The organism is Parasedimentitalea nitratireducens, from assembly GCF_057444295.1.
Genome location: NZ_JBYAXC010000001.1, coordinates 795,229 through 820,839, shown reverse-complemented (window position 1 = coordinate 820,839; position 25,611 = coordinate 795,229). Strand labels below are relative to the sequence as shown.

Below are 25,611 nucleotides of genomic sequence, written 5' to 3'. Positions count from 1 at the left end.
CCCAAGGGGGTGGTTTCCTGATGAGCCGCCCCTTTTTTCCATTACTTACGACACAAGATGCATAACTTGGTCACGCTTTTGTCTACCAGCTTCCGCTGGCACCGCCCCCCGAGGACGACCCTCCTCCGGAGGAGTTGCTTGACGATGAACTGTTGGTCGTCATTGGGATGGTGTGCGTCCCCGAATACCGGTCTCCGCAATGGTGACAGTGATAATCGATCCGCTCAAGACCTGTCGAAGAGTTGGTAGCATGAGTGACGATGGTGGTATCACTTTGCAAGGTTTTGTAGCCGCAGCTTCGGCAAGCTGATTTGCGTGAAAAACGTTTATTGTAACTTACAACGGTAACATGGCTACAAGTTGGACAATCCCATACATCGTAATCTTTGCTTTTCAGTCTTTCCTCGGTCTGTTGTCCACTATCCAAGTGAGCATCTTCCGTTTGCTCGTCCAGCCAAATCAATCTGCTACCATCGACGGGGCAATACCGTGGACGATTTCGGTACCAAAACCGGCCAAGAGCAACGAGAAACATACCAAAGCCGGATATGATGGCTAGAACAGCGACTACGTTTCGTCCAACAAACTGCTCGAGTTTCCTCCAACTACGTTGCAAAGCACCTGTTTCTTCCTCACTCGGTAATTCGCCAGTCAGATCAGAAATCACTTCATTCACCCCCTTGAGCAGGCCCGCAGCGTATTTTTCCCGGCGGAATTCCGGTAACATGACTTCTTCTATAATTTCCGTCATTACCGCGTTTTTGGAGGCTCCATAACCTGCGCCCACTTCGATCCGCAGAGTTCGGTCAAACCGGGATACCAAGATCATTATCCCGTCATTGCGCTGCGCGTTTCCGATCCCCCAGTAGTTAAACAAACCAGTGGCGAAAGGCTCGATTGGGCCGCTATGTCCATAGTCTGACATTCTATCAATCGTGACTGTTGTAAGTTCGATATCGTGCTCGGCACGTAGGGTTTGTAGTTGAATTAGGAGATCCTGCTTCTCTGTCGCAGACAATATCTCGGCAAAATCATTGACGAATATATCTTCTATTTCAGGAAATGACTGAGCTTGAACAGCAGCTCCAGCCAACATCGCGACGACGGTCAAGATAAGTGATCTAATAAATTTCAAAACAAAAAAGCTCCCATAAACTGGGAGCTTTCTAACAGTTAACTGGCCGATTGTTTAGGCCGGTGTCGAAGACACGCCAACCTGTGCTGGGCGCAGCAAGCGATCGTGTAGCATGAAGCCTTCGGCAGCGACCTGAATGATGTCGCCAGCTTTGGTTCCTGGAACAGGCGCTTCGAACATCGCTTCGTGCATTTGGGGATCAAAACGGTCACCAACTTCAGGTGTTACAATCTGAACACCATGTTTGCTGAAAACCCCCAGCAGCGCTCGCATCGTCAGCTCAATACCTTCGATCAACGCTGCTGAAACAGCTTTCTGCTCGTCGGTGGCGGCTTCAAGCGCGCGTTTCATGTTGTCATAAACCGGCAGCATATCACGGGCCAGCTTGGAACCACCGTATTGTTCAGCATCACGGCGTGCACGGTCACCGCGCTTGCGCGAGTTCTCGGCATCCGCCAGTGCCCGCATGAAACGGTCTTTCAGCTGATCCCGCTCAGCTCGTAGCTCGTCCAGCTCAATCGCTTCGTCATCGATCTCAGCAAACTCTTCAGCCATTTCTTCCGCTTCAGCGGTATCGATGTCGTCCAGAAAATCTTCGTTCTTCGGCTCTGCCATGTTTCACCTCTAACTCCGATCAGAAATCAGCTTTCCGATCAGCTGTGCCGTGTAGTCCACAATCGGCACGATCCGTCCGTAGTTCAGCCGAGTGGGGCCAATCACCCCAACCGCGCCAATGATCTTTCGATCCGAGTTCATATAGGGAGACACCACCAAAGAGGAACCCGAAAGTGAGAAAAGTTTGTTCTCTGAACCAATAAAAATGCGCACACCGTCGCCGTCTTCGGTCAGTTGCAGGAAATCGGCTATGTCTTGCTTGCGTTCAAGGTCATCAAACAGGCTTCGGATACGTTCTAGCCCTTCGTCTGCGTCGTTTTCCTCCAGAAGATTCGCCCTGCCCCGCACAATCAATCTTGCTGATTCTTCACCTTGGTCCTGCCAAACCGCCAGCCCACTCTCAACCATGCCTTGAGCGAGCAAATCAATTTCCTGACGTCGGTTAGATATCTCTTCCTTAATGACACCTTGTAACTGCGACAGTGTCTTTCCTTCGATCAGCGCGTTCAAAAAATTGGCCGCTTCGCGCATTGAACTGGGCGTTTGCCCTGGTGGAGGGGTAAATACTCGATTTTCGACCTGCCCATCCGAAAACACCAGAACCACCAAAGCTCTGTCCTGAGCCAAAGAAACAAATTCGATGTGACGGATTTCGGCCTCGTGTTTGGGTGTCAGAACCAAAGACGCGCCTTGTGTAACCCCCGATAAAGCCGAACCAACCCTATCCAGCATGCTGCCAACATCCGCCGCATTACCGCCAAGCGTTGCGTCGATTTTTTCCCGATCATGGGCTTTCAGATCTTCGACCTCTAGCAGCCCGTCTACAAACATCCGTAAGCCCAACTGTGTTGGAACCCGGCCGGCGCTGATATGAGGACTATCGAGCAATCCAAGATGCTCCAGATCCTGCATTACATTGCGGATGGTAGCAGCGCTGACCTTTTCGCTTAAACTTCGGGTCAGGGTACGGCTGCCAACAGGGCCACCACGGTCCATGTAGTTTTCTACCACGGCCCGGAACACCTCTCGCGAACGATCGTTCATGTCTTTAAGGATATTTTTTGCGTCGCTCATCTGGATCCCAGTCGTCATGCACCCCACACTATAAGGCAAGCAGAGCTGAGCTGCCATTAAAGAGGCTGCGAGCAAAAGGTCAATCAGGCTTGCATCACCAGTGTGCCCGGGGATATCCCCAAGCCATCAATCAAAGGACATCCAAATGAGACCTTCAGGCCGAGAACTGAACCAAATGCGCGCCGTGTCAATCGAGACCGGTTTCACCAAACACGCCGAAGGCTCTTGCCTGATCAAAATGGGCGAAACCCACGTGCTCTGCACTGCTTCGATCGAGCCTCGGGTGCCGTCCTTTATCAAAGGTTCAGGTCTGGGTTGGGTAACTGCCGAATACGGTATGCTACCTCGCGCAACCAACACTCGAATGCGTCGCGAAGCTGCTGCCGGCAAACAAGGTGGCCGGACTGTTGAAATTCAACGTCTCATCGGCCGTGCATTGCGGGCCGGTGTTGACCGGGTTGCCCTGGGTGAACGTCAGATCACTGTGGACTGCGATGTTTTACAAGCTGATGGTGGAACACGTTGTGCCTCTATCACCGGTGGTTGGGTTGCGCTTCGCCTCGCGGTAAACAAGCTGATGACAGCTGGTGATGTAACTGTTGATCCGCTGGTTGACCCAGTCGCTGCGGTGTCTTGTGGTATCTATGCCGGCCAGACTGTTCTTGATCTAGACTATCCTGAAGACTCTGAAGCTGGTGTTGATGGCAACTTTATCATGACTGGTTCAGGCAAGCTCATCGAAGTTCAGATGTCCGCCGAAGGCTCTGTCTTCTCGCGTGACCAAATGAACCAGCTGATGGACCTGGCGGAAAAAGGAACATCGGAACTGGTTGAGATGCAAAAGGCTGCCTGCGCATGACCCGTAAGTTCACCGGCGACAAGCTGCTGCTTGCCACTCATAACAAGGGAAAACTGGAGGAGATGAAACATCTCCTCTCTCCCTTTGGCGTAACGGTTGTTAGCGCCGGTGAGATGGATCTTCCTGAGCCGGAAGAAACCGAAGATACGTTTGTTGGCAATGCCCGCATCAAAGCCCATGCCGCCGCCAAGGCGACTGGTCTGCCGGCGTTGTCCGATGACTCGGGCATTACCATTGACGCGTTAGATGGTGCACCCGGCGTTTATACCGCCGACTGGGCCGAAACCGGAAATGGTCGTGATTTCATGATGGCCATGACACGTGCCCATAACGAGTTAGAGGCAGCCAATGCCCCTGCGCCGCGCACTGCTCAATTCCGGTGCACATTGGTTCTTGCCTGGCCCGATGGTCATGACGAGGTGTTTGAAGGCGTGATGCCGGGCCAATTGGTCTGGCCAATCCGCGGCGTGAACGGCTTTGGCTATGACCCAATGTTCCAACCTGATGGGCTGGATGTAACCTGTGCCCAGATGCCGCCGGCGGAAAAGCACAAGATCAGCCACCGCGGTCAGGCGGTAGCCCAGTTTGTTGAGGCCAGTTTCAGTGGATGATTGGCGCAATGGGGGCTTTGGCCTGTATGTACATTGGCCATTTTGCCAAGCCAAATGCCCCTATTGTGATTTCAACAGCCATGTGACTGCAAATATTGATCAAAAAGAATGGGTTAAGGCGTATACGAGCGAGCTGAAGCGCCATTCCCAACTTACACCCAACCGCGTTCTGAATTCCATTTTCTTTGGTGGCGGCACCCCTTCTCTTATGCAGCCCGAAATGGTTGCCGCAGTTATCGAAGGCGCGCGAGAAAACTGGCCGTTTGCCAATAATATCGAAGTAACGCTCGAGGCCAATCCCGGATCAGTTGAAGCTGGCCGGTTTGCTGGCTATCACGATGCCGGCGTGAACCGTGTGTCGATGGGCATTCAGGCTCTCAACGACGAAGACCTCCGCCGCCTTGGTCGCATCCACTCAGTTGCCGAAGCGCGCGCGGCGTTCGACATCGCCCGAAATTGTTTTGACCGAGTCAGCTTTGACTTAATCTATGCCAGACAAGGGCAAACACTTATGGACTGGGAGCAAGAGCTAACACAGGCCCTGTCGATGGCAATTGACCATCTGTCCCTGTACCAATTGACCATCGAAGAAGGCACTGCCTTTGGGGATCGCTATGCCCGCGGCAAACTGCGCAATCTGCCAACCGATGATACTGCGGCTGACATGTATCAAGCCACGCAAGACATTTGCGTCGAACACGGCATGCCCGCCTATGAAGTCTCAAATCACGCAGGTCCAGGCGCCGAGTCTCTGCACAACCAGATCTATTGGCGGTATGGCGATTATGTTGGAATTGGCCCAGGAGCCCACGGTCGACTGACCTTGAATGGTAGCCGTTTTGCCACCGAGAGCATTCGTGCCCCGGGTGCTTGGCTAAAAGCAGTTTCAAACGGATCGGGTGACATCGCATCAAACAAACTTGTGCCCGAAGAAACAAGCGCCGAGATGTTGATGATGGGACTGCGGCTTGTCGAAGGAATTGATACTGACCGTTACGCCAATCTGGCTGGACACGCCCTACCCCAAGACAAAATTCACCATTTGTTGGACTTAGGTATGGTAAGTCAGTCTGGTTCAATATTGAGTGCTACAGACCAAGGGCGCGCTGTTTTGAACGCCGTGTTGAGAGAGCTATTAGCGGATTAGGAAGTCATGCGGTTTTTGTATTCTGGACTGGGACTTTTCTGTGTTGGGCTGGCTGTTATTGGCGTTGTCCTGCCGCTGCTTCCAACTGTTCCATTTCTTCTTCTTGCCGCTTTCTTTTTCGCAAACTCGTCAGAGCGGTTACACAACTGGATACTGGCCCATAACCTTTTTGGGCCGATGATCCAGGATTGGAACGAAAGAGGTGCAATTCGACCAAATGCAAAAAAGGCAGCAACCGTTTCGATTACCGCCGTGTTTGGTCTGTCTTTGGTGCTTGGAGTCCCCAGCCACGTCTTGATTATTCAATCAATAGTGTTGAGCTGCGTCCTAGTCTTCATCTGGAGCCGCCCTAACGGCTAAGAGCCCCACAAAGACTGTCTAGCTGATCCAAGTTTTCATAGGATATCGTCACAGATCCGGATTCACCACCAGCCCTGTGATCTATCGAAACCGCCATTCTTAGAATTGCCGACAGATCATTTTCGAGCGCTCTGGTGTCGGCATCCTTTTCAGCCAACTTTTTAGGTGCACGAGGACCACGTGGCGTGTCTCCAGCAGCATCTTTTTTCACCAGCGCCTCGGTGGCGCGAACCGACAAACCGCCTTTGACAATCTTTTTGGCCAAGTCTGACGCATTGTCGGATGTTATCAGGGCACGCGCATGACCAGCAGACAATTTCCGTTCTTGAACAAGAACTTGTACATCCTCCGGCAAATGTAGCAACCTCACCAAATTGGCGATATGGCTACGGCTCTTACCAAGTGCCTCAGCCATTTTTTCCTGGGTATGTCCAAATTTCTCCATCAACAACTTGTAGCTTTGTGCCTCTTCCAGGGCATTCAAATCAGCGCGCTGAATGTTTTCAATCAAAGCCACTTCCATGACTTCAACATCAGAGTAGTCCCGTATTAAAACCGGTACTTCGTGCAATTGCGCCGCCTGCGACGCACGCCACCGACGTTCACCTGCAACGATCTCGTACATCCCACCATCACGAGGACGCACGATCAGTGGCTGCAGAACACCTTTTTCCTTAATCGACGCTGTAAGATCGTCAAGATCGACCTGAACGAACTGTCGGCGGGGCTGTTCAGGGTTCGCTATAACTTTCTCAATCGGGACATTGACCTCGGCATTTCGAGGCGCCTTCTCACCAGATGCGATGGGTTCAGGGTTCACATCCGCCATTAGTGCTGACAATCCACGCCCAAGGCCGCGAGGTTTACCCTTTTTGTTCGACATACTCTGTTCTCCCCTGGCTACGCTGCTAGTCTCTGGTGCTTTTTGACCAATTCAATGGCCAACGATCTGTAGGCTTGGGCACCCTGTGATTGCGAATCGTATTGCAGTACAGGAAGCGCATAAGATGGTGCTTCGCTAACTCTTACATTTCGCGGGATTTTGGTTTTGAACACCAAATCACCCAAATTTTCCCGTGCGTCCTCTTCAACTTGCTGAGACAGATTGTTGCGCTTATCGTACATTGTCAAAACTATACCTTCTATACGTAGATCGGCATTGGCGGTTTGACGCACCTCACGAATAGTCATCATTAACTGAGACACGCCTTCGAGGGCAAAAAACTCACTCTGGAGCGGGATTAGAACGGAATTTGACGCTATCATTGCGTTGACCGTTAAAAGATTCAAAGACGGTGGGCAGTCGACCAGTATGTAGTCCCATTCATACTCGTCCATTTGAGTTTGCCGTAGCGCATCATGTAAAAGAAAGCTGCGCCTCTCATTTGCCATCAGTTCAATATCTGCAGAACTTAGATCAACGGTCGCAGGTACAATGCATAAATCTTCGATTACCGTAGATCGAATGACGTCCTGCAGTGGAGTTTCACCAATCAGCAAGTCATAAGTCGTATTTTCTCGGTCAGAGGCTTCAATACCCAAACCTGTTGACGCATTTCCTTGCGGATCAAGATCAACAACCAGCACACGCAGTCCGCTTTCTACCAACGCAGCAGCCAGATTGATGGTGGTTGTTGTTTTACCTACCCCCCCCTTCTGATTAGCAACCGCAATTATGCGAGGCCCAGATGGGCGGGAAAGATCAGACACGGGTCACTCCCTCTATTTTCAAAATGACAGCGTCGGGCTCAGTCAAACTTGTAATCGGTTCTACATCAAAACGCCAATGCCGTTGCGCATCTTCAAGCTCTTTATTCCAGGTGGCGCCTTTTGGAAACAAAGCGATCCCATCTGAATTCAAATGGCGTTCTGTAAATCCTAACAAGGTATTAAGATCAGAAAGGGCTCTGGCTGACAGAACATCGGAGTTTTGACAAGGAGCCTTTTCAATTCTTTCAGATAGAACTTTTACGCTAACGCCACATTCCCGCGCCGCGGTCCGGAGAAATACTGACTTTCTTTGATCGCTTTCAATCAAAGTTGTCTTCATTTCCGGATGTTCATCTGCGGAAATTATTGCAACCATCAAACCGGGAAACCCACCCCCGCTGCCAATATCAGTCCAATTTTGGACTTTCGGAGCGTTTCGGTAGACTTGTATTGAATCAATGATGTGTCGGTTCCATAATTCATCCAAACTCGTTCGTGATACGAGGTTTATCTTTGGATTCCATTTATGGATCACCTGTTCGAATATTTCCAACCGATCCATTGTTTCACGTGAAACATCTAGCTTACCCAGTAGATCACTGTTCATCACGCCGACTTCCCCCGCAACTTGGCATCTCTCTTGAGCCTTGCCAATATAAGCGCAAGCGCCGCAGGCGTCATGCCATCAATACGAGCAGACTGAGCGAGGTTATGTGGACGGGTTCGGCTAAGCTTTGTTTGAAGCTCATTGGAAAGGCCTGGTACAACTGTGTAGTCAAAGTCCTCAGGGATTATATGACCCTCTTCCTTTTTCATCGCTTCGATTTGTCGGGCTTGTCTCTCGATATACTTAGCATACAAAGCGTCTCGTTCTACTTGTCGTCGGACTTCAGTCTTCACTTCACCAAGTTCTGGAATGAGAGGCTCCAAATCCTCAAAAACAACATCCGGAAACGCCAATATATCATAACCATTACGTCGATTGCCATCCTGACTAATTCCAATGCCAGCGGAAGAAACCTGCTTTGGAGTGAACGTTTCATCTTTTAGAAGTTTACATGCAGAGTGAAGCAGATCCTGCTTGTCGACAAAGAGCTTTTTCCTGCCATCACCACAACAGCCGAGTTCAATCGCCATCGGGGTCAATCGTTGATCCGCGTTATCGGCACGCAAGGATAGACGAAACTCTGCCCGGGAAGTAAACATACGATAGGGTTCAATAACTCCGTTGGTAGTCAAATCATCAATCATCACGCCAATATAGCTGTTAGACCGGCTAAAAAGAACAGATTCCTTACCCTGACAGCGTAATGCCGCATTTAGCCCCGCCACCAAACCTTGAGCTGCGGCTTCTTCATATCCTGTTGTTCCATTGATCTGCCCTGCCAAAAATAGTCCTGGAATATCTTTAACCGAGAGATCAAAAGACAGTGTTCTTGGATCGACGTAGTCGTACTCGATCGCGTACCCGGGCTGGAGAATTACCGCATTTTCCAATCCAACAATTGAGTGAACGTATTCCTCCTGCACTTCAACTGGCAAACTCGTGGAGATACCGTTTGGGTAAATGGTGTGATCGGTTGCACCCTCTGGTTCCAGAAATATTTGGTGAGACGTTTTATCAGCGAAGCGTACAATTTTGTCCTCAATTGAAGGACAGTATCGCGGCCCTACCCCATCAATGTGGCCACCATACATCGCGGATCGTTCTAAGTTTTTCTGGATGATACTGTGTGTTTTTTCGTTGGTATGAGTGATACCGCAAGAGACCTGAGGCGCATTCAGTGTTTTCGTCAAAAAAGAGAAAAACGTAGGATCTTCATCTCCAGGCTGGACATCCAGCCCGTCCCAGTTGATCGTTTTCCCATCCAATCTGGGTGGCGTACCTGTTTTCAGTCTACCTAGTGGCAGCTTGTAACTATCCAATCTGGTCGCCAACTTATTTGAGGGTTTGTCCCCCATGCGTCCACCGGGTTCGCGAACATCCCCTATATGGATGACTCCCCTCAGAAAAGTCCCAGAGGTTAGAATGACAGATTGGCAACTAATTTCTGAACCATCCGCCAGGACGACACCTTGGACGGCGTCAGTTTCCATAAGAAAATCAACCACCTCTCCCTCGATGATCGAGAGATTTTGTTGCGCTTCGGTGAGTTTGAGCATCTCTTGTTGATAGATTTTTCTATCTGCCTGTGCTCGAGGTCCCTGTACTGCAGGCCCTTTTCGTCTATTCAGTAGTCGAAACTGAATGCCGGCAATGTCAGCAACTTTACCCATGACACCATCCATGGCGTCAATTTCGCGGACCAGGTGACCCTTACCTAGTCCACCTATAGCTGGGTTGCAGGACATTACACCGATATCCCTCTTGCGTAGGGTCACCAGAGCCGTTCGGGAGCCCATACGTGCGGCCGCGTGCGCTGCTTCGGTACCCGCATGGCCACCACCAACTACTATTACATCAAAGGCTGAATGTTTCACGTGAAACACTCCCTATTTTCCCAGGCAAAAACTCGAAAAAATCTCATCTAAGAGATTTTCCACACCGACCCGTCCAACTAACATTTCCAAGGAACGTATTGCCGAGTGCAGCTCATCTGCTGCTATATCATAAAATTCAGATCCTTGAAGTAGGATTTCTTGCGCCTCGTTAAGGCTCGACAATGCAGAATTCATAGAATCCCGATGGCGTGTTCGTGTGGCAATACCCACACTGGCAGAACGCGATGACAGCACTTCAGTAATGTGAGAAATAAGCTTGTCCAACCCATATCCGGTTTGACCAGAAATGGTGCCATCGGTTTCGGTACGAGTATCTGCTTTGGGCAGAAGACGGATATCACCAGGTCTTACTTCAACATCCAGAGTTTCATCTTCCTCAACCAAAAAGACCCTTAGGTCGGCATCTTCGGCTCTGGTGCGAGCGAGTGCGATTCCAATGCCTTCGACATGGTCCTCAGTTTTTCTCAAGCCGGCCGTATCAAGAAGCGTGACGGGCAGGCCAGCCAGATCCATCCGAACCTCGATCACATCCCGTGTGGTGCCGGCATATTCTGAAGTAATTGCGGCCTCACGACCAGCTAAAGTATTTAGAAGGGTGGATTTACCAACATTTGGAGCTCCGATGATGGCTACTTCAAAACCGTGTCGAATTCTCTCGGCTATTTTGACACCGGCTGTCTCTCTTTTGAGATCTTCTTGGACACCAGCCAATAAGACAGTCACTTCTGGAGTAACATCAACTGGAACGTCTTCGTCCGCAAAATCGATGGTAACTTCAATCAGTGAAGCCGCTCGTACTAGATCAAAACGCCAGCGTTCAGCAATTTTTCCAAGCCCGCCACCCAAAATGGCATGTGCCTGTTTCCTCTGAGCCTCGGTCTCTGCATCAATCAGATCAGCGAGTCCTTCGACCTGCGCAAGATCCAGATTGCCGTTTTCTAGTGCTCTTCTGGTAAATTCTCCCGGTTCAGCATGACGCAAACCGTGAATTTTAGAGAGCGATTCTAGGACAGCTGATGTGACTGCAGTACTTCCATGTATTTGAAATTCAACGACATTTTCTCCAGTAAAACTATTGGGTGCCAAAAAAGTCAGTACCAGAGCATGATCGAGTGGATCACCATTCTGATTTCGCAAAATACGAAGAGTTCTACCATTCGTCGGCAGATCAGGCCCAGACAGTCGTACCCCAGCTTCATGGGCCAGAGGTCCCGACACGCGGATAATGGCTACTCCAGCCTTGCCCTGAGCTGAGGCCAACGCAAAGATCGTATCCATGGGTTGGCCTTTCTTAGTATCGACCGGATTAGGTGTTCATTGAGTCAAAGAAGTCGCTGTTTGACTTGGTCTGTTTCAGTTTTGACAGCAAGAATTCAATGGCATCGGTTGGTCCCATGGGATTAAGGATTCGACGCAGAACAAAGGTCTTGGTCAAATCAACCTTGTCGACAAGCAACTCTTCCTTACGCGTACCAGACTTGAGGATGTCGATAGCAGGGTAGACGCGTTTATCAGCAATCTTACGATCCAGAACAATTTCAGAGTTACCAGTGCCCTTGAATTCTTCAAAGATAACTTCGTCCATCCGCGAACCGGTATCAATCAAGGCGGTGGCGATGATTGTCAGAGATCCACCTTCTTCGATGTTCCGTGCGGCACCAAAGAAGCGTTTTGGGCGCTGTAGAGCGTTGGCATCCACACCACCGGTCAAAACCTTACCGGAGGAGGGGACAACAGTGTTAAACGCGCGACCCAGTCGTGTAATCGAGTCGAGCAGGATGACCACGTCACGTTTATGTTCCACGAGACGCTTGGCCTTTTCGATGACCATTTCCGAAACGGCAACGTGGCGTGTTGCCGGCTCGTCAAAGGTGGAGGAGACCACTTCACCTTTGACCGAACGCTGCATGTCGGTCACTTCTTCCGGACGTTCGTCGATCAACAACACGATCAAATAGCACTCTGGGTGATTTTTTTCGATCGAATGAGCGATATTCTGCAGGATTACGGTTTTACCGGTCCGTGGAGGCGCAACAATAAGCGAGCGTTGACCTTTACCAATTGGCGCAACAAGATCGATAACACGTGCAGAACGGTCTTTGACGGTGGGGTCATCAACCTCCATCTTCAACCGCTCATCGGGATATAGTGGCGTCAAGTTGTCGAAAGCAATCTTGTGACGCGCTTTTTCTGGCTCTTCAAAGTTGATCAGAGTGACAGTTGTCAGAGCAAAATAGCGTTCGGCATCCTGTGGCGCTTTGATAACACCATCAATGGAATCACCAGTCCGCAGAGAGTGCTTACGGATCATTTCAGGTGAAACGTAAATATCATCCGGACCTGGCAAATAGTTCGCTTCAGGCGAGCGCAAAAAACCAAATCCGTCTTGTAGGAGCTCTAAAACGCCGTCTCCTGAGATTTCCCAGCCTTCATCTGCACGTTCGCGCAGAATCTGGAACATCATCTCACCTTTACGCATAGTCGAGGCGTTTTCGATTTCCAGTTCTTCGGCCATAGCCAAGAGATCTTTGGGGCTTTTTGCTTTGAGAGTAGCAAGACTCAGAGTTTCGACGGTCATATATAAGCAGCCTTTATGCACCCAAATCGGGATGCGGTGACACTGAAGAATGGAAAACGCGGTGACCCGGACGGGCTCGCTTGGATCGATTACATATGCGGTCGTTCAGGGGGAGTCAAATATTGCCTCAGAATTTAAAAACCACTGATACCACGATGAACACCATCAAAAGGGTAGGGACCTCATTCAGAAGCCTATATTGGCGCCCTGAGAGGGTATTCTGGTCTTTTGCGAAAGATTGATGCCGTTTCACCAGGAAATGATGGAACCCAGTCATGGCTATCACTGATGCGCCCTTGGTCCATGGCCAGATATAGCTCCAATCCACGATCCCAGGCGTAAACACCATAAACAACCCAGCTGCCCAAGTAACAATCATTGCCGGCCTCATGATAAGGCGCAGAAGCTTGCCTTCCATAATCAGGAAGATTGGAATGGTTTGCTGAACCTTCTCTGCCTGCTCCACGTGATACACAAACAGGCGTGGGAGATAGAAGAGACCAGCCATCCAACTCAGCACTGCCATGATGTGAAGTGACTTCGCATATGGGTAGAGCGTGAACATCAGATCAGTCAGATCCATGGTCGGTTTTCCTCGGGCCGGTTTGGGTTCCCTATAAATAAAGTATTTATAAGAAAGGATGATGTTTTTGTAGGACCCTATGAATCCAGTGGATAAGTGAGTCACTCACGGGCTTATCCCCAGCATGGATAAGTTTCCAGATCTGAGCGATGAATTTGGGATGAATTTTGACGGAACCTTAGAAATAAGACCGTTAAGACTCTATTTACCAAAGTTACCGTGGGGATAACTGCGTTAATACTTTGGGACGGCGCAGATATCCCAAGTTCAGAAGTTATGCTTATCCTAGGAGGGCGAATCTGCCGGCTTTTTCCCGAGATGTTGCGTAAACCCCCAATGCTTGCTTTGAGCGGAAATTCCATACAAACCATCCCAGAACGATCAGAAACTTTTCCATGGGGTTTTCCACATGACTACCCACATCATTCTTGCTTCGGTATCTGCCATTCGTGCGCAACTGTTGCGCCAAGCTGGCATCGATTTTGAAACTGAAAAACCGCATGTCGATGAGACATCGGCGAAGCTCGCTTTGCTGGGAGAGGGTGCTCCTCCGAGAGATATTGCAGATGCCTTGTCCGAGTTAAAGGCACGAAAAGTAAGTACTAAATTCCCTGGATCCCTGGTTTTGGGTTGCGACCAGGTATTGGATTTTGAGGGGAACTTGTTGTCCAAGCCTGAAAATCCTGAGCAAGCGCTAAAGCAACTGCTTGCGATGCGTGGCAAGCGACATATGCTGTTGTCTGCGGCGGTGATCTGTCGAGATGGGGAACCTATCTGGCGCCATGTTGGACAGGTGCGATTGTGCATGCGTAACAGTTCAGATGCTTATCTGCAGGGGTACGTAGAGCGCAATTGGGACAGTATTCAACACGCTGTTGGGGCATATAAACTGGAAGAAGAAGGGGTACGCCTGTTCTCAGGCATTGACGGCGACTACTTTAATGTTTTGGGTTTACCTCTGATGGAACTTATTAACTACTTGGCACTTCAGGGGATGATCGAGCAATGAGTCACACTATAATTCCGTTGGCGGCGGTACTAGGCTGTCCGGTGGCCCATTCCAAATCTCCGCAACTGCAACGGCATTGGCTGAATGCATATGGCATCGCCGGTCATTACGTACCAATGCATGTGGAAACAAAGGACCTAGAGGACGTCATTCGGTCGATGCCTAAGATGGGTTTTGTTGGCGCCAATGTGACGATCCCTCACAAAGAGACGGTAATGTCGATTGCGGACCAAGTGACTGATCGAGCAACCCTGATAGGAGCGGCAAATACGCTGATTTTCCGCAAGGATGGGACAATTCTGGCTGACAACACAGATGGCTATGGATTTATTACCAACCTGCATCAAGCTGCGCCAACTTGGGATCCCAAAAGCGGCGCAGCAGTGGTTCTGGGGGCAGGTGGAGCCTGCCGTGCTGTTGTAGCCTCACTGCTAGAAGCAGGCGTTCCAGAAATCATCCTCTCAAACCGAACCCGGGGTCGCGCGGATCAGCTGAGACAAGAATTTGGTGCCCGTATTCGGGTCGTTGAATGGGTCCAGGCCGGCAACGTCATCGAAGAAGCAGCGTTGTTGGTCAATACAACGTCACTTGGAATGGTAGGAAAACCCCGGTTGCGGGTTCCTTTGGATGGCCTGCAGCCCACAACTGTGGTGACTGATTTGATTTATGCTCCGCTTAAGACGGACTTGCTGCAATACGCCGAAGAAATTGGCTGTATTACAGTGGATGGTTTGGGAATGTTGCTTCATCAGGCTGTACCTGGTTTTGAACGCTGGTTTGGTCAGCGGCCAAAAGTAGATAAGGCCACACGCGCTGCTGCGTTACGATGACTTTCAATTTGGGACTTACCGGCTCCATCGGCATGGGCAAAAGCACAACGGCCAAGCTGTTTGCCGACGCTGGATGTGCGGTGTGGGATGCTGATGCGGCGGTACATCGGCTGTATGATATTGGCGGTGCAGCTGTTGATGCAATGCAAGCTCAGTTTCCCGAGGCAATAGAGGATGGGCGGGTAAGCCGAATGGCGTTGAAGGCGATTATTGGAAATAACGCCAATGCCTTGAAAATGATTGAAGAAATTGTTCACCCATTGGTGGCGCAAGATCGGGACGCCTTTCTAAAAATAGCGGGATCAGACATTCTGGTCTTTGATATTCCGCTTTTGTTTGAAACTGGTGGCTCTGCTGAAATGGACGCCGTGGCCTGTGTTTCGATTGATGCAGAGACACAGCAAAAGCGTGTTCTTGAACGTGGAACCATGACGCTTGAGCAATATCAACAAATCTTGCAAAAGCAGATGCCGATAGAAGAGAAAACTGCCCGATCCGATTATGTGATCGTTACTGACACTCTGGAACACACGCGAGTGCAAGTGGATCGGGTTCTGAAAGACATCCGGGAGAAGATGGCAAATGCGTGAGATTGTTCTGGATACCGAGACCACCGGATTTGATCCATTTTCGGGTGACCGGATTGTAGAAATCGGTGCTGTGGAGTTGATGAACCACATGGCAACAGGGGAAACCTACCACGTTTACATCAATCCCGAACGGTCAATGCCAACTGAGGCTTTTGGTGTGCATGGAATTGGTCCCGATTTGCTGGAGCCGCCACAAACGCCCGCGCCAGGTGCGGTAACGCTGAAAGACAAACCGGTGTTTGCCAAAGTGGGGCAGGGGTTTCTGGATTTTGTTGGTGATTCCAAAATGATCATCCACAATGCCAGCTTTGACATGAAGTTTTTGAATGCTGAACTTCGTTGGATGGGGTTGCAGGAACTTCCAATGGAGCAAGCGTTGGATACGCTGGCAATCGCGCGAAAGAGGTTTCCGGGCTCGCCGGCAACACTGGATGCACTGTGTCGCCGGTTTCACATTGATAACTCAAACCGAACACTGCACGGCGCGTTGCTTGACTCGGAGATCTTGGCAGAAGTTTATCTTGAGCTTATTGGCGGTCGACAGCCAGATTTTGCCTTGTCTGCAACCACATCAAGTAAGACTGGAGCCGTTGATGATGATTGGCGCCCAACCCAGCGTCCTACAGCGCTAAAATCACGACTGACCGCAGAAGAGCAAGCCGCTCACGACGAGTTTGTCGAAAAAATGGGCGAAGGCGCATTGTGGAAAGCATAAAATGTAAAAAGACGCCGCTGAAAGATCAGCGGCGTCTCTAATTAGATACCCTGTTTCAGGATACTACTGCTGTGGTTGTGCTGCAGCTTCAGTTTGACGACGAGCCAGCTCGTTGCGGTAAATCGCAACAAAATCAATGTTGTCCAGGTTCAGTGGTGGGAAACCACCATCACGGGTTACGTCGGAAACGATGCGACGCAAGAATGGGAACAGCATCCGTGGGCATTCGATCAGCAAGAAGGGGTGCAGTTGGTCTTCTGGCACACCTTCGATGTTGAAAATGCCAACATATTCCAGCTCAAACACAAACAGAACATCATCTGAATCTTTAACTTTGGATTCGATGATCAACTTGGTCAGAACTTCGTATTGGTTTTCTGCAGTGCGCTTTTTGGCATCCAGGTTCACTTGAACGCTGACATCGGGTTGTGCGTCCGAGCTGGCACCCTTTTGTGCCATGACATTTTCAAACGACATGTCGCGGATGTATTGGCCCAGAACGTTCATCTGGATTTGCGGCTGTGCGCCTTCGGTTACGCCGTTTTCGGCCATGGGACTACTCCTGAAATAATATTCGCGCTGTGCATATCAGCTTGGCCACTGCACCTCAACGGGTCAGGTCAACCTTGATCTGGCCCTTTTACCCAACCCGAAGCGCGTTGGTTTGGATTCTTTTGGGAAACGTCTTTGTATTCACCATCAATGATATCACCCTGATCCCCAGAATAGCTTCGTGAGTGCATCGAGCCGGACCCCATTTGAAACTGTGTCATGGTGATACGCGACTTGAGAAAACGAAAAACGGCCATTCGTACCGGGGGCATCAGCAAAGAAAACCCAACGGCATCTGTGAAAAAGCCGGGCGTCAGCAATAATGCGCCGGCAACAAGGATCATGGCCCCGTGCGCCAGTGGTTCAGTTGGGTCATCAAGTTTTTGAAACGAAGATTGTAGTTGACCTAACGCCATGCGGCCCTGCGTTTTAACCAACCAGGTCCCCAAGACCGCGGTTAAAACCACAATCGCCAGAGTTGGCCACAGGCCGATGATCCCACCAACCTGAATAAACAGAGCAATTTCGACAATTGGCACCAACAGAAAGGCCAGAAGCAGGTACATTTACAGTTTCCTTGTGACATTTGCGGGACGGTGGACTTGATCCCGCCTGTCACCTACATAAGTGCTGAGAGCTTTGGTTACAAAGCCTAGTCTTTAATATGAGGTCCAGATGGAGTCTCCATTGATCCAGCTTTTGGTTTTAGCCGGTATTGCCGTATTTTTAATCCTGCGCCTGAAAAATGTGCTGGGTTCCCGAGAAGGTTTTGAAAAACCACCACTTCCCAAACCTAACGGGCGTGCGGAACGTTCTGGGTTTGAAGTGATCGATGGGGGGCCAGACCGGGATATCACTGATCACGTGGATGAAGATAGCCAGCAGGCCAAGGCGCTTTCTGCTATGAAACGTGTTGAAACGTCATTTTCGGTAGGTGAATTTGTTCAAGGCTCGCGTGGGGCGTATGAAATGATCCTTATGGGGTTTGAACGAGGTGAATTGGATAATATCCAGCCGTTCATGTCCGAAGAAATTTTTGACAGTTTTGTCAGCGCTGTAGCTGATCGTGAAGATCAGGGTTTGACAATCGAAGCTGAGTTTTTTGGCGTTCGTGAAACAGCGATTGTTGATGCACAGTTTGATGAAGACCAGAACCGTGCAGAAGTGACTATGCGTTTTGTCGCCGAAATGACGTCGGTCGTGCGTGACCGTGGTGGAGATATTATTGAAGGTGATCCCAAGGCAATCAAGCGTCAGAAAGACACTTGGACATTTGCTCGCAACATGGGAACGGATGATCCAAACTGGCATCTGGTCGCCACGGACGCATGATTGGGGCGCTTCGGCGGGCTTTTGGTGCTGCATGCCTATTGGGGGCCGCCGTGAATGCATCCGAAGCGCAATCGGAAACAAGTTATAGCTTGTTGAACTTTTCCCAGCTCGATGGTTGGGAGAAGGATGATCACGCCGCAGCGCTGGATGTGTTTCTGCAGACCTGTATGGATTTTGACGATCCGGACTGGCGCTCACTCTGTGCAGTTGCTCAGCATCAAAAACCCCAGGCGGCACGCGCTTTCTTTGAGTTGATGTTTCGCCCGATCTTGATCGAAGATGGTCAGAACGCCTTGTTTACAGGTTACTTTGAGCCTGAGTTAGATGGTTCGCGCTACCAGAGCGCGCGTTATCGGTACCCCATTTACAAAATGCCGCCCGAAGCACGGAACGCAGGCCAATGGCTCCCACGTCGTGATATTTTATCCAGCGGCGTGATGGAGGGTAGGGGGCTTGAAATCGCCTGGGTGGATGACCCTGTTGAGCTATTTTTTCTGCAAATTCAGGGATCTGGCCGTGTTCGGTTGCCAGATGGGAGCTCTATTCGAATAGGCTATGGTGGGGCCAATGGCCACAAATATAGGTCTATAGGACAAGAGCTTGTGCGGCGTGGAATTTATTCGGTTCATCAGGTCAGTGCACAAGTGATCAAGAACTGGGTTCGCCGCAACCCGCAGGATGGCTATGAGTTGCTGATGCACAATCCATCCTATGTGTTTTTCAGAGAAGTACGAAAAGTGGCGGCTTCTGCTGGACCGCTCGGGGCGATGAACCGTTCTGTAACCACGCTACGGAGTTTGGCGGTTGATCCAAAGTATACACCGCTTGGGGCGCCAGTTTGGCTGGAAAAAGATGGGGCTGACAGTATGCGCCGGTTGATGATTGCCCAGGACACGGGGTCCGCGATCAAGGGTGCTCAGCGGGCTGATATCTTTTATGGAACCGGTGATGAAGCAGGGAAGGCAGCCGGGCGGTTGCGTGATCCGGGGCGCATGGTGGTCCTGTTGCCCATCCAGCGAGCATATGCATTGCTACCGGAAGATCTCTGATGACACGGCGGAAATTGACAGTTGAGGAAATCGACCTTTGGCAAGAGGTCGTTAAAAAGACCGAGCGCATGCATCCCGGAGCACATACCACGCCGGCTGCAGCGCCCTTGCCGAAACCCAAGCCGACGAAACAACCTATTCCTCGAATTGATAAATTCGAGCTGGGAAGCCGCGCCAAGCAAAAGCCACTAAGACACGATTTGAAACCAGCAATCACAGATCGGTTGTTTAGGTCCGCAGTTCAGATGGACCAAAAGGCATTTACGCGTATGAAACGCGGCAAGATCAAACCCGAAGGCAAGCTGGATCTGCATGGAATGCGTGTAGATACTGCTCACCCGGCTTTGATCCGCTTTATTTTGTCGGCTCAGGCGTCAGGAAAGAGGTTGGTTCTGGTCGTAACTGGTAAAGGAAAGGACCGTGATGAACCCGGTCCCATCCCAACGCCTCGCGGCGTGCTACGCCATCAGGTGCCTCAATGGTTGACGCTCTCGCCACTGGCTCAGGCTGTATTACAAGTGACGCCCGCACATGTCAGCCACGGTGGCGGAGGGGCATACTATGTATATCTCCGCAGAACACGTTAACCCGGACTATCTGTTATCAACGGGTACCCCAGAGAGGCTGACCTGCGTCGTCTCGCCATCATGAGAAACTTGGCCAGGAAGCAAAATTTCAAGCGATATGTTTTCGCGACCAAATGCCTCTGCGGTTTTTCGGGCAGAATTTAGCATTGCGATCAAGGCAGGCGAAGTACCAGCAACAAGGTGAGAGGACTCAGCATCATCGGAGTAAGCGGTTGTATCTATGATATTAATTGGAAGGTCAGACACCGCTTCCAGAGAGGAAAGATTCCCCAACCTTTCGCTTGAATGGGTTCCTCTTAGTCGAGCGGAAATGTTGAGAAGTTTGTCCTTGCGAGACACAAAGACGATAAATGGCTGCGGAACATCCGCAATGCGGTTCATTTGACTGCGAAACACGTCGACATCCAGATCAGGTGACATCAAGACAACCCCATTCAGGTTTTCCGCTGACCAGCCCGGTGTCTGGATTTCAATTTGCCGTATAGTTTCCATAACCAGCTGTGAGCCCATCGAGTGGGCAACCAAGATAATGCGTCCAACTTTCGCCGCCCGAATTTGGCGGAGCATTTTTTCAAGCCCATCTCGGGCAAACAGAACGCTGTCGCCATCATAGGCATAGCCAAGCGGATTTCCCTGGCTTGGCCACGAGTAGATCATTGTAGCCCCTGGTAGCTGAATATCCTCTGCCAGTTGGGCAGCACGAAATGCTGTTTCGGCCTGGGTTGAGTTGAACCCATGTACAAATACAGTCACTTCGCGTTGGTCTTTTGGGAGTTCGCTAACTTCAGCTTTCAACCGGGTTTTAAAATCGTCGGGATTGTCGAATACGCGACGGCCGGCCATCGTGAACTGAATTTCTGGGTCAGGTTTTGAATAAGCAAAATCCAACTTACCGGTTTGATGATTGGGTGGGATCGAAACGGTGAGTTCCAGAAGGCTGTAAGTGTCAGAGCGATCAGGTCCAAAGCTAAGATCAGTCCCTGGTTCTCGCGTAGTTGCGGCGAAAATAGTCTTTGGGGTGCCAACCAGTAAGGCAGAGGGCGTGGTGGGGGTAAAAGAGCGATCAGTGCAGGCTACCAGGCCAATAACTGCGACACCCAAGAATACCCGAGAAAATTTATGCATCAAACTGCTACCCTTAGCCGTTAACAACAGGCTAGCGGCGCCACCGGTGTTGTCCAATGGCGTCGCCCAAATTCTGGTTACAGCACATAACGGCTGATGTCGGTAGACTTTGCCAATGCGCCAAGGTTCTCTTCGACAAAGTCAGCGTCCACGGTGATCTCTTCTCCGCCACGGTCCGGAGCACTGAAAGACAACTCTTCAAAAACCCGCTCCATCACTGTGTACAAACGCCGTGCGCCGATGTTTTCAACCGATTGATTGACCTCGGCAGCAATCTTGGCGAGAGCCGAAATGCCGTTTTCAGTAAAGGTGACCACAACTTCTTCTGTGCCCATCAGTGCGGTGTACTGCAATGTCAGTGCATTGTCGGTTTCAGTCAGGATACGAACAAAATCTTCTTCGGTCAGCGCGCGCAACTCAACCCGGATTGGAAGACGGCCCTGAAGTTCTGGCAACAAGTCAGAAGGTTTAGCGATGTGAAAGGCACCCGAAGCGATAAATAAGATATGATCGGTTTTGATCGGGCCGTGTTTGGTAGACACAGTGGTGCCTTCGATCAATGGCAACAGGTCGCGTTGAACCCCTTCGCGACTGACGTCACCACCACGCGCGTCTTGGCGGGCGCAGACCTTGTCAATTTCATCAAGGAACACAATGCCATTCTGCTCAACTGACTCCAGTGCTGCTCGGGTAACTGTTTCATCGTCCAACAGTTTGTCGGCTTCTTCACCGATTAGAATGTCATAGCTCTCAGACACTGTCATTTTGCGGCGAACACTGCGTCCGCCCATGGCTTTTCCAAAAATATCGCCCAAATTCATCATGCCCATGTTTGAACCAGGCTGACCGGGAATTTCGAACGAACTCATCGGGTTAGACTTGTCGGCCAAATCCAGTTCAATAACTGTGTCGTCCAGCTCTCCTGATTTCAGCTTTTTGCGAAACATGTCACGCGTTGAATCACGCGCGTCTTCACCGACGATTGCTTCGAGCACACGGTCTTCGGCGGCTTGGTGCGCATTGGCTTTTACGTCATCGCGCATCAACTCGCGGGTTTGCAAAATAGCAGCGTCAGCCAAGTCGCGGACAATTTGTTCCACGTCACGGCCAACGTAACCCACTTCAGTAAACTTAGTTGCCTCGACCTTGATGAACGGGGCCCGGGCGAGTTTTGCCAATCGACGAGATATTTCGGTTTTGCCTACGCCGGTGGGGCCGATCATCAAGATATTCTTGGGATAAACTTCGTCACGCAGGTCATCCGCCAATTGCTTGCGGCGCCAGCGGTTGCGCAACGCCACGGCCACGGCGCGTTTAGCGTCACCTTGACCGATGATAAACCGGTCCAGTTCCGATACGATTTCGCGGGGAGTCAGGTCAGTCATAAGTCGTCCGATCAATGGGATGGTGGTAGGAGGTGCAGGGGTAAAATACCGGAAAGAGGCCGCAACAGGGCAGCACGAATGCGCGCCCAGAAAGCCCCCAACACCACAAGAAAGATTCCAAGCAAGAGGACGACCATCGCGGTGTTTCCTCCATCAAAAACTGTCCAGGCCAATGTTACGATGTAGCCGATGGCTGCGATTAGAAAAGATCGTCGGTCGATCAAAATGGCCACCACAGCAAATAGGAATAAAACTGCCATTAGGACAGTATGGGCCATGTCAGACTCGCTGGTAAGCAAGGTCAGTGCGATGGTGTTCACAAGGGCAGGGGCTGCAACCACGTGTAGCCAGAATCCTTGCGCTGACCGTCGGGTCACCCGATGTGGGTCGGACATGTCAAAGGCCATAGCTACGGCAAACACAGCGATACCTACGGCCAGAGTGATAAAGGCAAAGGGCCCATCGGCGGAAAGCAGGAACAAGTCGTTGAGACTATTGGGGGTTCCTGCCTGGTTGGCCCCCATCATAATTGTCAGGGCAAAAACCCCAAGCGCGATGAGCGCCATAGAAAATGGGACGCGAAATCGCAGCCAAAACAACGCCATGGCCAAAGTGGTCAACGCCAAAGGCAACGGCAGGCTCGACAAATCATCTTGGGCGAGCATAAAAGGCTGTGCAAAATATGCTGTGATACCTGAGCCGGCATTGGCAGCCCAAAGAAGTGATAATGCGATAGCAGGGGCGATCATTCGTCGTCGTCGGATGAAATACTCTGCCAAAATCCAGATGGCGACTGCCGAAATAACTGACGTTGAGACGATCTTGAGCTGGTAGTTGGTGATTTCCCCAACCATGGCGACACTATTCACCGCAACCCAGCCCGTTGACAGGATCAAAAGGCCAATAACGATGAAAATCTCATTGAAGCCTTTGAATAGTTCAAAGGGCTCGTCTCCTGGAGCTAGGTTTTCGCGGGCCCCCCGACGACTATCTGCCAGCGCGGCTAAAGACGCTGCTTGTGCTTCTTTGATCAAGCCGGCTCCTACCGCGGCACGAAGATCGTCACGGTTGATCACGAAGAAATACTCTCAACGGTCAGGCGACCATTTGTGTAGACGCAGATATCTGCAGCAATTGCCATCGCATCACGGGCCACTTGCTCGGCAGACTTGTCGCTGTCCATCATTGCACGCGCAGCGGCGAGGGCAAAATTACCACCCGATCCGATGGCGGCGACTTCATGTTCTGGTTCCAGAACGTCGCCAGCGCCGGTAATCACCAAAAGATCGGTGCCGTCGGTGACAATCAGCATGGCTTCAAGTTTTTGCAGGTACTTATCTGTGCGCCAATCTTTGGCCAGTTCCACGCTTGCGCGTGCCAATTGACCAGGTGTTGCCTCAAGTTTGGCTTCAAGCCGCTCGAGCAGGGTGAAAGCGTCAGCGGTCGAGCCGGCAAAGCCAGCGACAACGTCATATCCCCCAGGAGACAGACGGCGGACCTTGCGCGCAGTGCCTTTTATGACTGTCTGCCCTAGCGAAACTTGCCCGTCACCAGCAATCACAACTTCACCGCCTTTTTTGACGCCAATGATAGTTGTGCCGTGCCAGCCGGGGAATTGATCGTCTGCCATGAATGCCTCCGTTTGATTGCAACTTGTATATGGGGGCCAGACGCCGCAGAGGCAACGGTTTACCTTTTGCTAACTTGCTATGCACTGGGCGCAATCCGGGGCTGTCGAACGGGCAATTGTGAGACTCACTTAGCGGTCTTACATGAGGGTCAACACCGACACAGTGTCGGCTGATAAATCAAAGGAAGCACATCATGGCTTATGCAACCGCCACCACTCAAGCTCCTCTGGGAGCAGTCGCCACTCTTCGTATTGTTGATAGCGTTTTGAACCTGAAAAACTCTGTTGTGGCTTGGAACGAAGCCCGCGTAACTCGCAAGATTCTGTCTCGCTTGAGTGCCGAACAACTTCAGGACATCGGCCTGACACGCGACGATCTGTTCTGATCACGCGATACAGCCCGAAGATTAAAGCCGCCCCTCCTCCCTGGGCGGCTTTTTTCTTTTCAGGACATTAGTTTATATCGCCCTGCCATATCTGGCAAAAATGCCTCGACCGCTGCAGTGGCGACCACGTGCCGGGTTTCGGCCTCTGTGTCTTCAACATCCAAACCACCCATAACAGCATGCACAGTCGCCCGTCCTCGTGGCAGATCTTGGGCAATCAGTTCGCAATCAACCTGTTCCGGCTTTTGCACGGCAATGGTGACATCCACCCGCATTTCGGTGTGATCAACGCCAAGTTTGGAAAACAACGTGATTGAAGAGTGATGCAGTGCATCCTGCACGGCACGCCGGGCGGCCTTGGTATAATCCTGACCATACAGGTCGTTGCCAGTACCCATTTCCAGAATGATACGTTTATCAGCCATCACACGGCCTCCATCTCAAACGACACCACGATTGCTGCATTGGCGATGACGGTTCGACCGTCTGATTGAGGTTTGTCGATATCCAAGCCTCCCTGTACGACGTTTATGCTGGGTTGGCCGTAAGGGAAGATCTCTTTCAAAGTTTCGATATCAACCTGTTCAGGTCTCTGAACACCGATTTCAGCGTCAATAATCATGGCTTCTTTTGGGAACTCGAAGAGCTCAGCCATATTGACTGAATTGTGCCACAAGGCATCTTTGATCGCCCGGACTGCGGCCTGGGTATAATCTTCACGTCTAAGTGACGTTCCCATTCCAAATTCTACCAATACACGTGTCTTGGCCATTTCATCCTCGCCTTTGTTTGCCAGAAATTGAACGCTGAGCAAGCGGATTGGAAGCGCCAAATTTGCGATGGGCATGGGGCCAACAAAAAGGGCGCCCAAATGGACGCCCCTTGTAAATCATTGATCTTAAACGATCAGAGAGCTTCTTCGATCCAGCTCTGCAGCGCTGCCTTAGGGGCTGCGCCGGCGCGGTTCGAAATGACCTGGCCGTCTTTGAACAGGAACAGGGCAGGGATGCCGCGAACGCCCATAGCCGCAGCGGCGTTAGGGTTGCTGTCAACATCAACCTTGGCGATTTTGACTTTGTCGCCGTATTCGGCTGCCAGCTCTTCCAGAGCGGGGCCGATTTGTTTGCAAGGACCGCACCATTCGGCCCAGAAGTCTACGACTACAGGTACATCAGAGTTTTTGACTTCGGCGTCGAAAGTAGCGTCGGTGACGGCAACGGTGGACATATGCATGTCTCCATGAGTGT

At 50.9% G+C, this 25,611-nt stretch carries 31 protein-coding genes; 12 read left to right on the top strand and 19 right to left on the bottom strand.

Translation table 11 applies throughout. The features are described from left to right. Nucleotides 1–82: 82 nt before the first annotated feature. From AC2T28_RS04195 to hrcA, 3 genes are all read right to left on the bottom strand, one after another. Nucleotides 83–1,111: a TPM domain-containing protein gene (locus AC2T28_RS04195; protein ID WP_486747690.1), complete on the bottom strand. Its 1,029-nt coding sequence runs from the start codon at nucleotides 1,109–1,111 to the stop codon at nucleotides 83–85. Nucleotides 1,112–1,189: 78 nt separating this feature from the next. Then, nucleotides 1,190–1,750 (bottom strand): nucleotide exchange factor GrpE, encoded by a 561-nt coding sequence (locus AC2T28_RS04190; RefSeq protein WP_486747689.1) that lies wholly within the window; start codon nucleotides 1,748–1,750, stop codon nucleotides 1,190–1,192. A 9-nt stretch (nucleotides 1,751–1,759) separates the two neighbouring features. Continuing rightward, nucleotides 1,760–2,824, bottom strand: coding sequence for a heat-inducible transcriptional repressor HrcA (gene hrcA / locus AC2T28_RS04185; protein WP_486747688.1), 1,065 nt, complete (start codon nucleotides 2,822–2,824; stop codon nucleotides 1,760–1,762). A gap of 145 nt (nucleotides 2,825–2,969) precedes the next feature. Here hrcA and rph point away from each other — a divergent pair, with 145 nt between their 5' ends. From rph to AC2T28_RS04165, 4 genes are read left to right on the top strand one after another with little or no spacing between them, the layout of a single operon-like run. Next, a complete protein-coding gene (gene rph / locus AC2T28_RS04180; RefSeq protein WP_486747687.1) occupies nucleotides 2,970–3,683 on the top strand; it encodes a ribonuclease PH in 714 nt (237 codons plus the stop codon). Then, on the top strand, nucleotides 3,680–4,294 hold the full coding sequence (gene rdgB / locus AC2T28_RS04175) for an RdgB/HAM1 family non-canonical purine NTP pyrophosphatase (protein WP_486747686.1): 615 nt from the start codon (nucleotides 3,680–3,682) through the stop codon (nucleotides 4,292–4,294). The genes rph and rdgB overlap by 4 nt, the downstream gene beginning before the upstream one ends. Then, nucleotides 4,287–5,441 (top strand): radical SAM family heme chaperone HemW, encoded by a 1,155-nt coding sequence (gene hemW / locus AC2T28_RS04170; RefSeq protein WP_486747685.1) that lies wholly within the window; start codon nucleotides 4,287–4,289, stop codon nucleotides 5,439–5,441. Before rdgB ends, hemW begins: the two co-directional genes overlap by 8 nt. Nucleotides 5,442–5,447: 6 nt before the next feature. Further along, nucleotides 5,448–5,801, top strand: a complete 354-nt coding sequence (locus tag AC2T28_RS04165; RefSeq protein WP_486747684.1) for a YbaN family protein — start codon at nucleotides 5,448–5,450, stop codon at nucleotides 5,799–5,801. Here the strand turns inward: AC2T28_RS04165 and AC2T28_RS04160 are convergent. The 7 genes from AC2T28_RS04160 to AC2T28_RS04130 all read right to left on the bottom strand — a co-directional run bounded on the left by AC2T28_RS04160 (nucleotide 5,791) and on the right by AC2T28_RS04130 (nucleotide 13,174). Beyond that, nucleotides 5,791–6,684 carry a ParB/RepB/Spo0J family partition protein gene (locus AC2T28_RS04160; RefSeq protein WP_486747683.1) on the bottom strand — a complete coding sequence of 298 codons (894 nt, stop codon included), beginning with the start codon at nucleotides 6,682–6,684 and terminating at the stop codon, nucleotides 5,791–5,793. The two genes, AC2T28_RS04165 and AC2T28_RS04160, sit on opposite strands and share 11 nt — an antisense overlap. Before the next feature lie 17 nt (nucleotides 6,685–6,701). Further along, on the bottom strand, nucleotides 6,702–7,511 hold the full coding sequence (locus tag AC2T28_RS04155; protein WP_486747682.1) for a ParA family protein: 810 nt from the start codon (nucleotides 7,509–7,511) through the stop codon (nucleotides 6,702–6,704). Then, nucleotides 7,504–8,118 (bottom strand): 16S rRNA (guanine(527)-N(7))-methyltransferase RsmG, encoded by a 615-nt coding sequence (gene rsmG / locus AC2T28_RS04150; RefSeq protein ID WP_486747681.1) that lies wholly within the window; start codon nucleotides 8,116–8,118, stop codon nucleotides 7,504–7,506. The genes AC2T28_RS04155 and rsmG overlap by 8 nt, the downstream gene beginning before the upstream one ends. Next, complete coding sequence (gene mnmG, locus AC2T28_RS04145; protein ID WP_486747680.1) at nucleotides 8,118–9,992, bottom strand: tRNA uridine-5-carboxymethylaminomethyl(34) synthesis enzyme MnmG; 1,875 nt, start codon at nucleotides 9,990–9,992, stop codon at nucleotides 8,118–8,120. The genes rsmG and mnmG overlap by 1 nt, the downstream gene beginning before the upstream one ends. A gap of 12 nt (nucleotides 9,993–10,004) precedes the next feature. Then, nucleotides 10,005–11,291 (bottom strand): tRNA uridine-5-carboxymethylaminomethyl(34) synthesis GTPase MnmE, encoded by a 1,287-nt coding sequence (gene mnmE / locus AC2T28_RS04140; RefSeq protein WP_486747679.1) that lies wholly within the window; start codon nucleotides 11,289–11,291, stop codon nucleotides 10,005–10,007. 28 nt (nucleotides 11,292–11,319) lie between these two features. Further along, on the bottom strand, nucleotides 11,320–12,591 hold the full coding sequence (gene rho, locus AC2T28_RS04135) for a transcription termination factor Rho (RefSeq protein WP_486747678.1): 1,272 nt from the start codon (nucleotides 12,589–12,591) through the stop codon (nucleotides 11,320–11,322). Between the two features lie 127 nt (nucleotides 12,592–12,718). Then, on the bottom strand, nucleotides 12,719–13,174 hold the full coding sequence (locus tag AC2T28_RS04130) for a CopD family protein (protein WP_486747677.1): 456 nt from the start codon (nucleotides 13,172–13,174) through the stop codon (nucleotides 12,719–12,721). A gap of 409 nt (nucleotides 13,175–13,583) precedes the next feature. Between AC2T28_RS04130 and AC2T28_RS04125 the strand changes: the two genes are divergently transcribed. Genes AC2T28_RS04125 through dnaQ form a run of 4 tightly spaced genes read left to right on the top strand, consistent with a single transcriptional unit; the run spans nucleotide 13,584 to nucleotide 16,318 of the window. After that, complete coding sequence (locus tag AC2T28_RS04125) at nucleotides 13,584–14,183, top strand: Maf family protein (RefSeq protein ID WP_486747676.1); 600 nt, start codon at nucleotides 13,584–13,586, stop codon at nucleotides 14,181–14,183. Further along, complete coding sequence (locus AC2T28_RS04120; protein WP_486747675.1) at nucleotides 14,180–15,013, top strand: shikimate dehydrogenase; 834 nt, start codon at nucleotides 14,180–14,182, stop codon at nucleotides 15,011–15,013. Before AC2T28_RS04125 ends, AC2T28_RS04120 begins: the two co-directional genes overlap by 4 nt. Further along, the gene (gene coaE, locus AC2T28_RS04115; protein ID WP_486747674.1) at nucleotides 15,010–15,603 is read left to right on the top strand and encodes a dephospho-CoA kinase; all 594 of its coding nucleotides are present in this window, start codon (nucleotides 15,010–15,012) and stop codon (nucleotides 15,601–15,603) included. Before AC2T28_RS04120 ends, coaE begins: the two co-directional genes overlap by 4 nt. Then, nucleotides 15,596–16,318, top strand: coding sequence for a DNA polymerase III subunit epsilon (dnaQ, locus tag AC2T28_RS04110; protein WP_486747673.1), 723 nt, complete (start codon nucleotides 15,596–15,598; stop codon nucleotides 16,316–16,318). Before coaE ends, dnaQ begins: the two co-directional genes overlap by 8 nt. A gap of 63 nt (nucleotides 16,319–16,381) precedes the next feature. Here dnaQ and secB read toward each other — a convergent pair whose 3' ends face one another. Together secB and AC2T28_RS04100 are read right to left on the bottom strand one after the other, a co-directional pair. After that, the gene (gene secB, locus AC2T28_RS04105) at nucleotides 16,382–16,870 is read right to left on the bottom strand and encodes a protein-export chaperone SecB (RefSeq protein WP_486747672.1); all 489 of its coding nucleotides are present in this window, start codon (nucleotides 16,868–16,870) and stop codon (nucleotides 16,382–16,384) included. Nucleotides 16,871–16,938: 68 nt separating this feature from the next. Further along, nucleotides 16,939–17,436, bottom strand: a complete 498-nt coding sequence (locus tag AC2T28_RS04100; protein ID WP_486747671.1) for an FxsA family protein — start codon at nucleotides 17,434–17,436, stop codon at nucleotides 16,939–16,941. Nucleotides 17,437–17,545: 109 nt separating this feature from the next. Between AC2T28_RS04100 and AC2T28_RS04095 the strand changes: the two genes are divergently transcribed. Genes AC2T28_RS04095 through AC2T28_RS04085 form a run of 3 tightly spaced genes read left to right on the top strand, consistent with a single transcriptional unit; the run spans nucleotide 17,546 to nucleotide 19,838 of the window. Further along, a complete protein-coding gene (locus AC2T28_RS04095; protein WP_486747670.1) occupies nucleotides 17,546–18,202 on the top strand; it encodes a Tim44/TimA family putative adaptor protein in 657 nt (218 codons plus the stop codon). Next, the gene (gene mltA, locus AC2T28_RS04090) at nucleotides 18,199–19,251 is read left to right on the top strand and encodes a murein transglycosylase A (protein WP_486747669.1); all 1,053 of its coding nucleotides are present in this window, start codon (nucleotides 18,199–18,201) and stop codon (nucleotides 19,249–19,251) included. The genes AC2T28_RS04095 and mltA overlap by 4 nt, the downstream gene beginning before the upstream one ends. After that, nucleotides 19,251–19,838, top strand: a complete 588-nt coding sequence (locus AC2T28_RS04085; protein WP_486747668.1) for a Smr/MutS family protein — start codon at nucleotides 19,251–19,253, stop codon at nucleotides 19,836–19,838. Before mltA ends, AC2T28_RS04085 begins: the two co-directional genes overlap by 1 nt. A gap of 6 nt (nucleotides 19,839–19,844) precedes the next feature. Here the strand turns inward: AC2T28_RS04085 and AC2T28_RS04080 are convergent, their stop codons facing one another. From AC2T28_RS04080 to hslV, 4 genes are all read right to left on the bottom strand, one after another. Then, nucleotides 19,845–20,963: an alpha/beta hydrolase gene (locus AC2T28_RS04080; protein ID WP_486747667.1), complete on the bottom strand. Its 1,119-nt coding sequence runs from the start codon at nucleotides 20,961–20,963 to the stop codon at nucleotides 19,845–19,847. A 77-nt stretch (nucleotides 20,964–21,040) separates the two neighbouring features. Next, the gene (gene hslU / locus AC2T28_RS04075; RefSeq protein ID WP_486747666.1) at nucleotides 21,041–22,348 is read right to left on the bottom strand and encodes an ATP-dependent protease ATPase subunit HslU; all 1,308 of its coding nucleotides are present in this window, start codon (nucleotides 22,346–22,348) and stop codon (nucleotides 21,041–21,043) included. Between the two features lie 11 nt (nucleotides 22,349–22,359). After that, on the bottom strand, nucleotides 22,360–23,424 hold the full coding sequence (locus AC2T28_RS04070; protein ID WP_486747665.1) for a hypothetical protein: 1,065 nt from the start codon (nucleotides 23,422–23,424) through the stop codon (nucleotides 22,360–22,362). Beyond that, a complete protein-coding gene (gene hslV / locus AC2T28_RS04065) occupies nucleotides 23,421–23,978 on the bottom strand; it encodes an ATP-dependent protease subunit HslV (RefSeq protein WP_167683215.1) in 558 nt (185 codons plus the stop codon). Before hslV ends, AC2T28_RS04070 begins: the two co-directional genes overlap by 4 nt. Before the next feature lie 194 nt (nucleotides 23,979–24,172). On the opposite strand from hslV, the gene AC2T28_RS04060 reads away from it, so the two are divergent. Then, the gene (locus AC2T28_RS04060) at nucleotides 24,173–24,364 is read left to right on the top strand and encodes a DUF1127 domain-containing protein (RefSeq protein WP_486747664.1); all 192 of its coding nucleotides are present in this window, start codon (nucleotides 24,173–24,175) and stop codon (nucleotides 24,362–24,364) included. A 59-nt stretch (nucleotides 24,365–24,423) separates the two neighbouring features. On the opposite strand, the gene AC2T28_RS04055 is transcribed toward AC2T28_RS04060, so the two are convergent. The 3 genes from AC2T28_RS04055 to trxA all read right to left on the bottom strand — a co-directional run bounded on the left by AC2T28_RS04055 (nucleotide 24,424) and on the right by trxA (nucleotide 25,591). Beyond that, the gene (locus AC2T28_RS04055) at nucleotides 24,424–24,789 is read right to left on the bottom strand and encodes a Lin0512 family protein (protein ID WP_486747663.1); all 366 of its coding nucleotides are present in this window, start codon (nucleotides 24,787–24,789) and stop codon (nucleotides 24,424–24,426) included. Beyond that, nucleotides 24,789–25,136 carry a Lin0512 family protein gene (locus tag AC2T28_RS04050; RefSeq protein ID WP_486747662.1) on the bottom strand — a complete coding sequence of 116 codons (348 nt, stop codon included), beginning with the start codon at nucleotides 25,134–25,136 and terminating at the stop codon, nucleotides 24,789–24,791. Before AC2T28_RS04050 ends, AC2T28_RS04055 begins: the two co-directional genes overlap by 1 nt. 134 nt (nucleotides 25,137–25,270) lie before the next feature. Continuing rightward, nucleotides 25,271–25,591: a thioredoxin gene (gene trxA / locus AC2T28_RS04045; protein WP_486747661.1), complete on the bottom strand. Its 321-nt coding sequence runs from the start codon at nucleotides 25,589–25,591 to the stop codon at nucleotides 25,271–25,273. Between the last annotated feature and the right edge of the window lie 20 nt (nucleotides 25,592–25,611).

What these genes read in the sequence shown, in the direction of transcription:
- AC2T28_RS04190 (WP_486747689.1), bottom strand. Translation starts at nt 1,750, where the DNA reads ATGGCAGAGCCGAAGAACGAAGATTTTCTGGACGACATCGATACCGCT.
- hrcA (WP_486747688.1), bottom strand. Translation starts at nt 2,824, where the DNA reads ATGAGCGACGCAAAAAATATCCTTAAAGACATGAACGATCGTTCGCGA.
- rph (WP_486747687.1), top strand. Translation starts at nt 2,970, where the DNA reads ATGAGACCTTCAGGCCGAGAACTGAACCAAATGCGCGCCGTGTCAATC.
- rdgB (WP_486747686.1), top strand. Translation starts at nt 3,680, where the DNA reads ATGACCCGTAAGTTCACCGGCGACAAGCTGCTGCTTGCCACTCATAAC.
- AC2T28_RS04165 (WP_486747684.1), top strand. Translation starts at nt 5,448, where the DNA reads ATGCGGTTTTTGTATTCTGGACTGGGACTTTTCTGTGTTGGGCTGGCT.
- AC2T28_RS04160 (WP_486747683.1), bottom strand. Translation starts at nt 6,684, where the DNA reads ATGTCGAACAAAAAGGGTAAACCTCGCGGCCTTGGGCGTGGATTGTCA.
- rsmG (WP_486747681.1), bottom strand. Translation starts at nt 8,118, where the DNA reads ATGAACAGTGATCTACTGGGTAAGCTAGATGTTTCACGTGAAACAATG.
- mnmE (WP_486747679.1), bottom strand. Translation starts at nt 11,291, where the DNA reads ATGGATACGATCTTTGCGTTGGCCTCAGCTCAGGGCAAGGCTGGAGTA.
- rho (WP_486747678.1), bottom strand. Translation starts at nt 12,591, where the DNA reads ATGACCGTCGAAACTCTGAGTCTTGCTACTCTCAAAGCAAAAAGCCCC.
- AC2T28_RS04130 (WP_486747677.1), bottom strand. Translation starts at nt 13,174, where the DNA reads ATGGATCTGACTGATCTGATGTTCACGCTCTACCCATATGCGAAGTCA.
- AC2T28_RS04125 (WP_486747676.1), top strand. Translation starts at nt 13,584, where the DNA reads ATGACTACCCACATCATTCTTGCTTCGGTATCTGCCATTCGTGCGCAA.
- AC2T28_RS04120 (WP_486747675.1), top strand. Translation starts at nt 14,180, where the DNA reads ATGAGTCACACTATAATTCCGTTGGCGGCGGTACTAGGCTGTCCGGTG.
- coaE (WP_486747674.1), top strand. Translation starts at nt 15,010, where the DNA reads ATGACTTTCAATTTGGGACTTACCGGCTCCATCGGCATGGGCAAAAGC.
- dnaQ (WP_486747673.1), top strand. Translation starts at nt 15,596, where the DNA reads ATGCGTGAGATTGTTCTGGATACCGAGACCACCGGATTTGATCCATTT.
- secB (WP_486747672.1), bottom strand. Translation starts at nt 16,870, where the DNA reads ATGGCCGAAAACGGCGTAACCGAAGGCGCACAGCCGCAAATCCAGATG.
- AC2T28_RS04100 (WP_486747671.1), bottom strand. Translation starts at nt 17,436, where the DNA reads ATGTACCTGCTTCTGGCCTTTCTGTTGGTGCCAATTGTCGAAATTGCT.
- AC2T28_RS04095 (WP_486747670.1), top strand. Translation starts at nt 17,546, where the DNA reads ATGGAGTCTCCATTGATCCAGCTTTTGGTTTTAGCCGGTATTGCCGTA.
- mltA (WP_486747669.1), top strand. Translation starts at nt 18,199, where the DNA reads ATGATTGGGGCGCTTCGGCGGGCTTTTGGTGCTGCATGCCTATTGGGG.
- AC2T28_RS04085 (WP_486747668.1), top strand. Translation starts at nt 19,251, where the DNA reads ATGACACGGCGGAAATTGACAGTTGAGGAAATCGACCTTTGGCAAGAG.
- AC2T28_RS04080 (WP_486747667.1), bottom strand. Translation starts at nt 20,963, where the DNA reads ATGCATAAATTTTCTCGGGTATTCTTGGGTGTCGCAGTTATTGGCCTG.
- hslU (WP_486747666.1), bottom strand. Translation starts at nt 22,348, where the DNA reads ATGACTGACCTGACTCCCCGCGAAATCGTATCGGAACTGGACCGGTTT.
- hslV (WP_167683215.1), bottom strand. Translation starts at nt 23,978, where the DNA reads ATGGCAGACGATCAATTCCCCGGCTGGCACGGCACAACTATCATTGGC.
- AC2T28_RS04060 (WP_486747664.1), top strand. Translation starts at nt 24,173, where the DNA reads ATGGCTTATGCAACCGCCACCACTCAAGCTCCTCTGGGAGCAGTCGCC.
- AC2T28_RS04055 (WP_486747663.1), bottom strand. Translation starts at nt 24,789, where the DNA reads ATGGCTGATAAACGTATCATTCTGGAAATGGGTACTGGCAACGACCTG.
- AC2T28_RS04050 (WP_486747662.1), bottom strand. Translation starts at nt 25,136, where the DNA reads ATGGCCAAGACACGTGTATTGGTAGAATTTGGAATGGGAACGTCACTT.
- trxA (WP_486747661.1), bottom strand. Translation starts at nt 25,591, where the DNA reads ATGTCCACCGTTGCCGTCACCGACGCTACTTTCGACGCCGAAGTCAAA.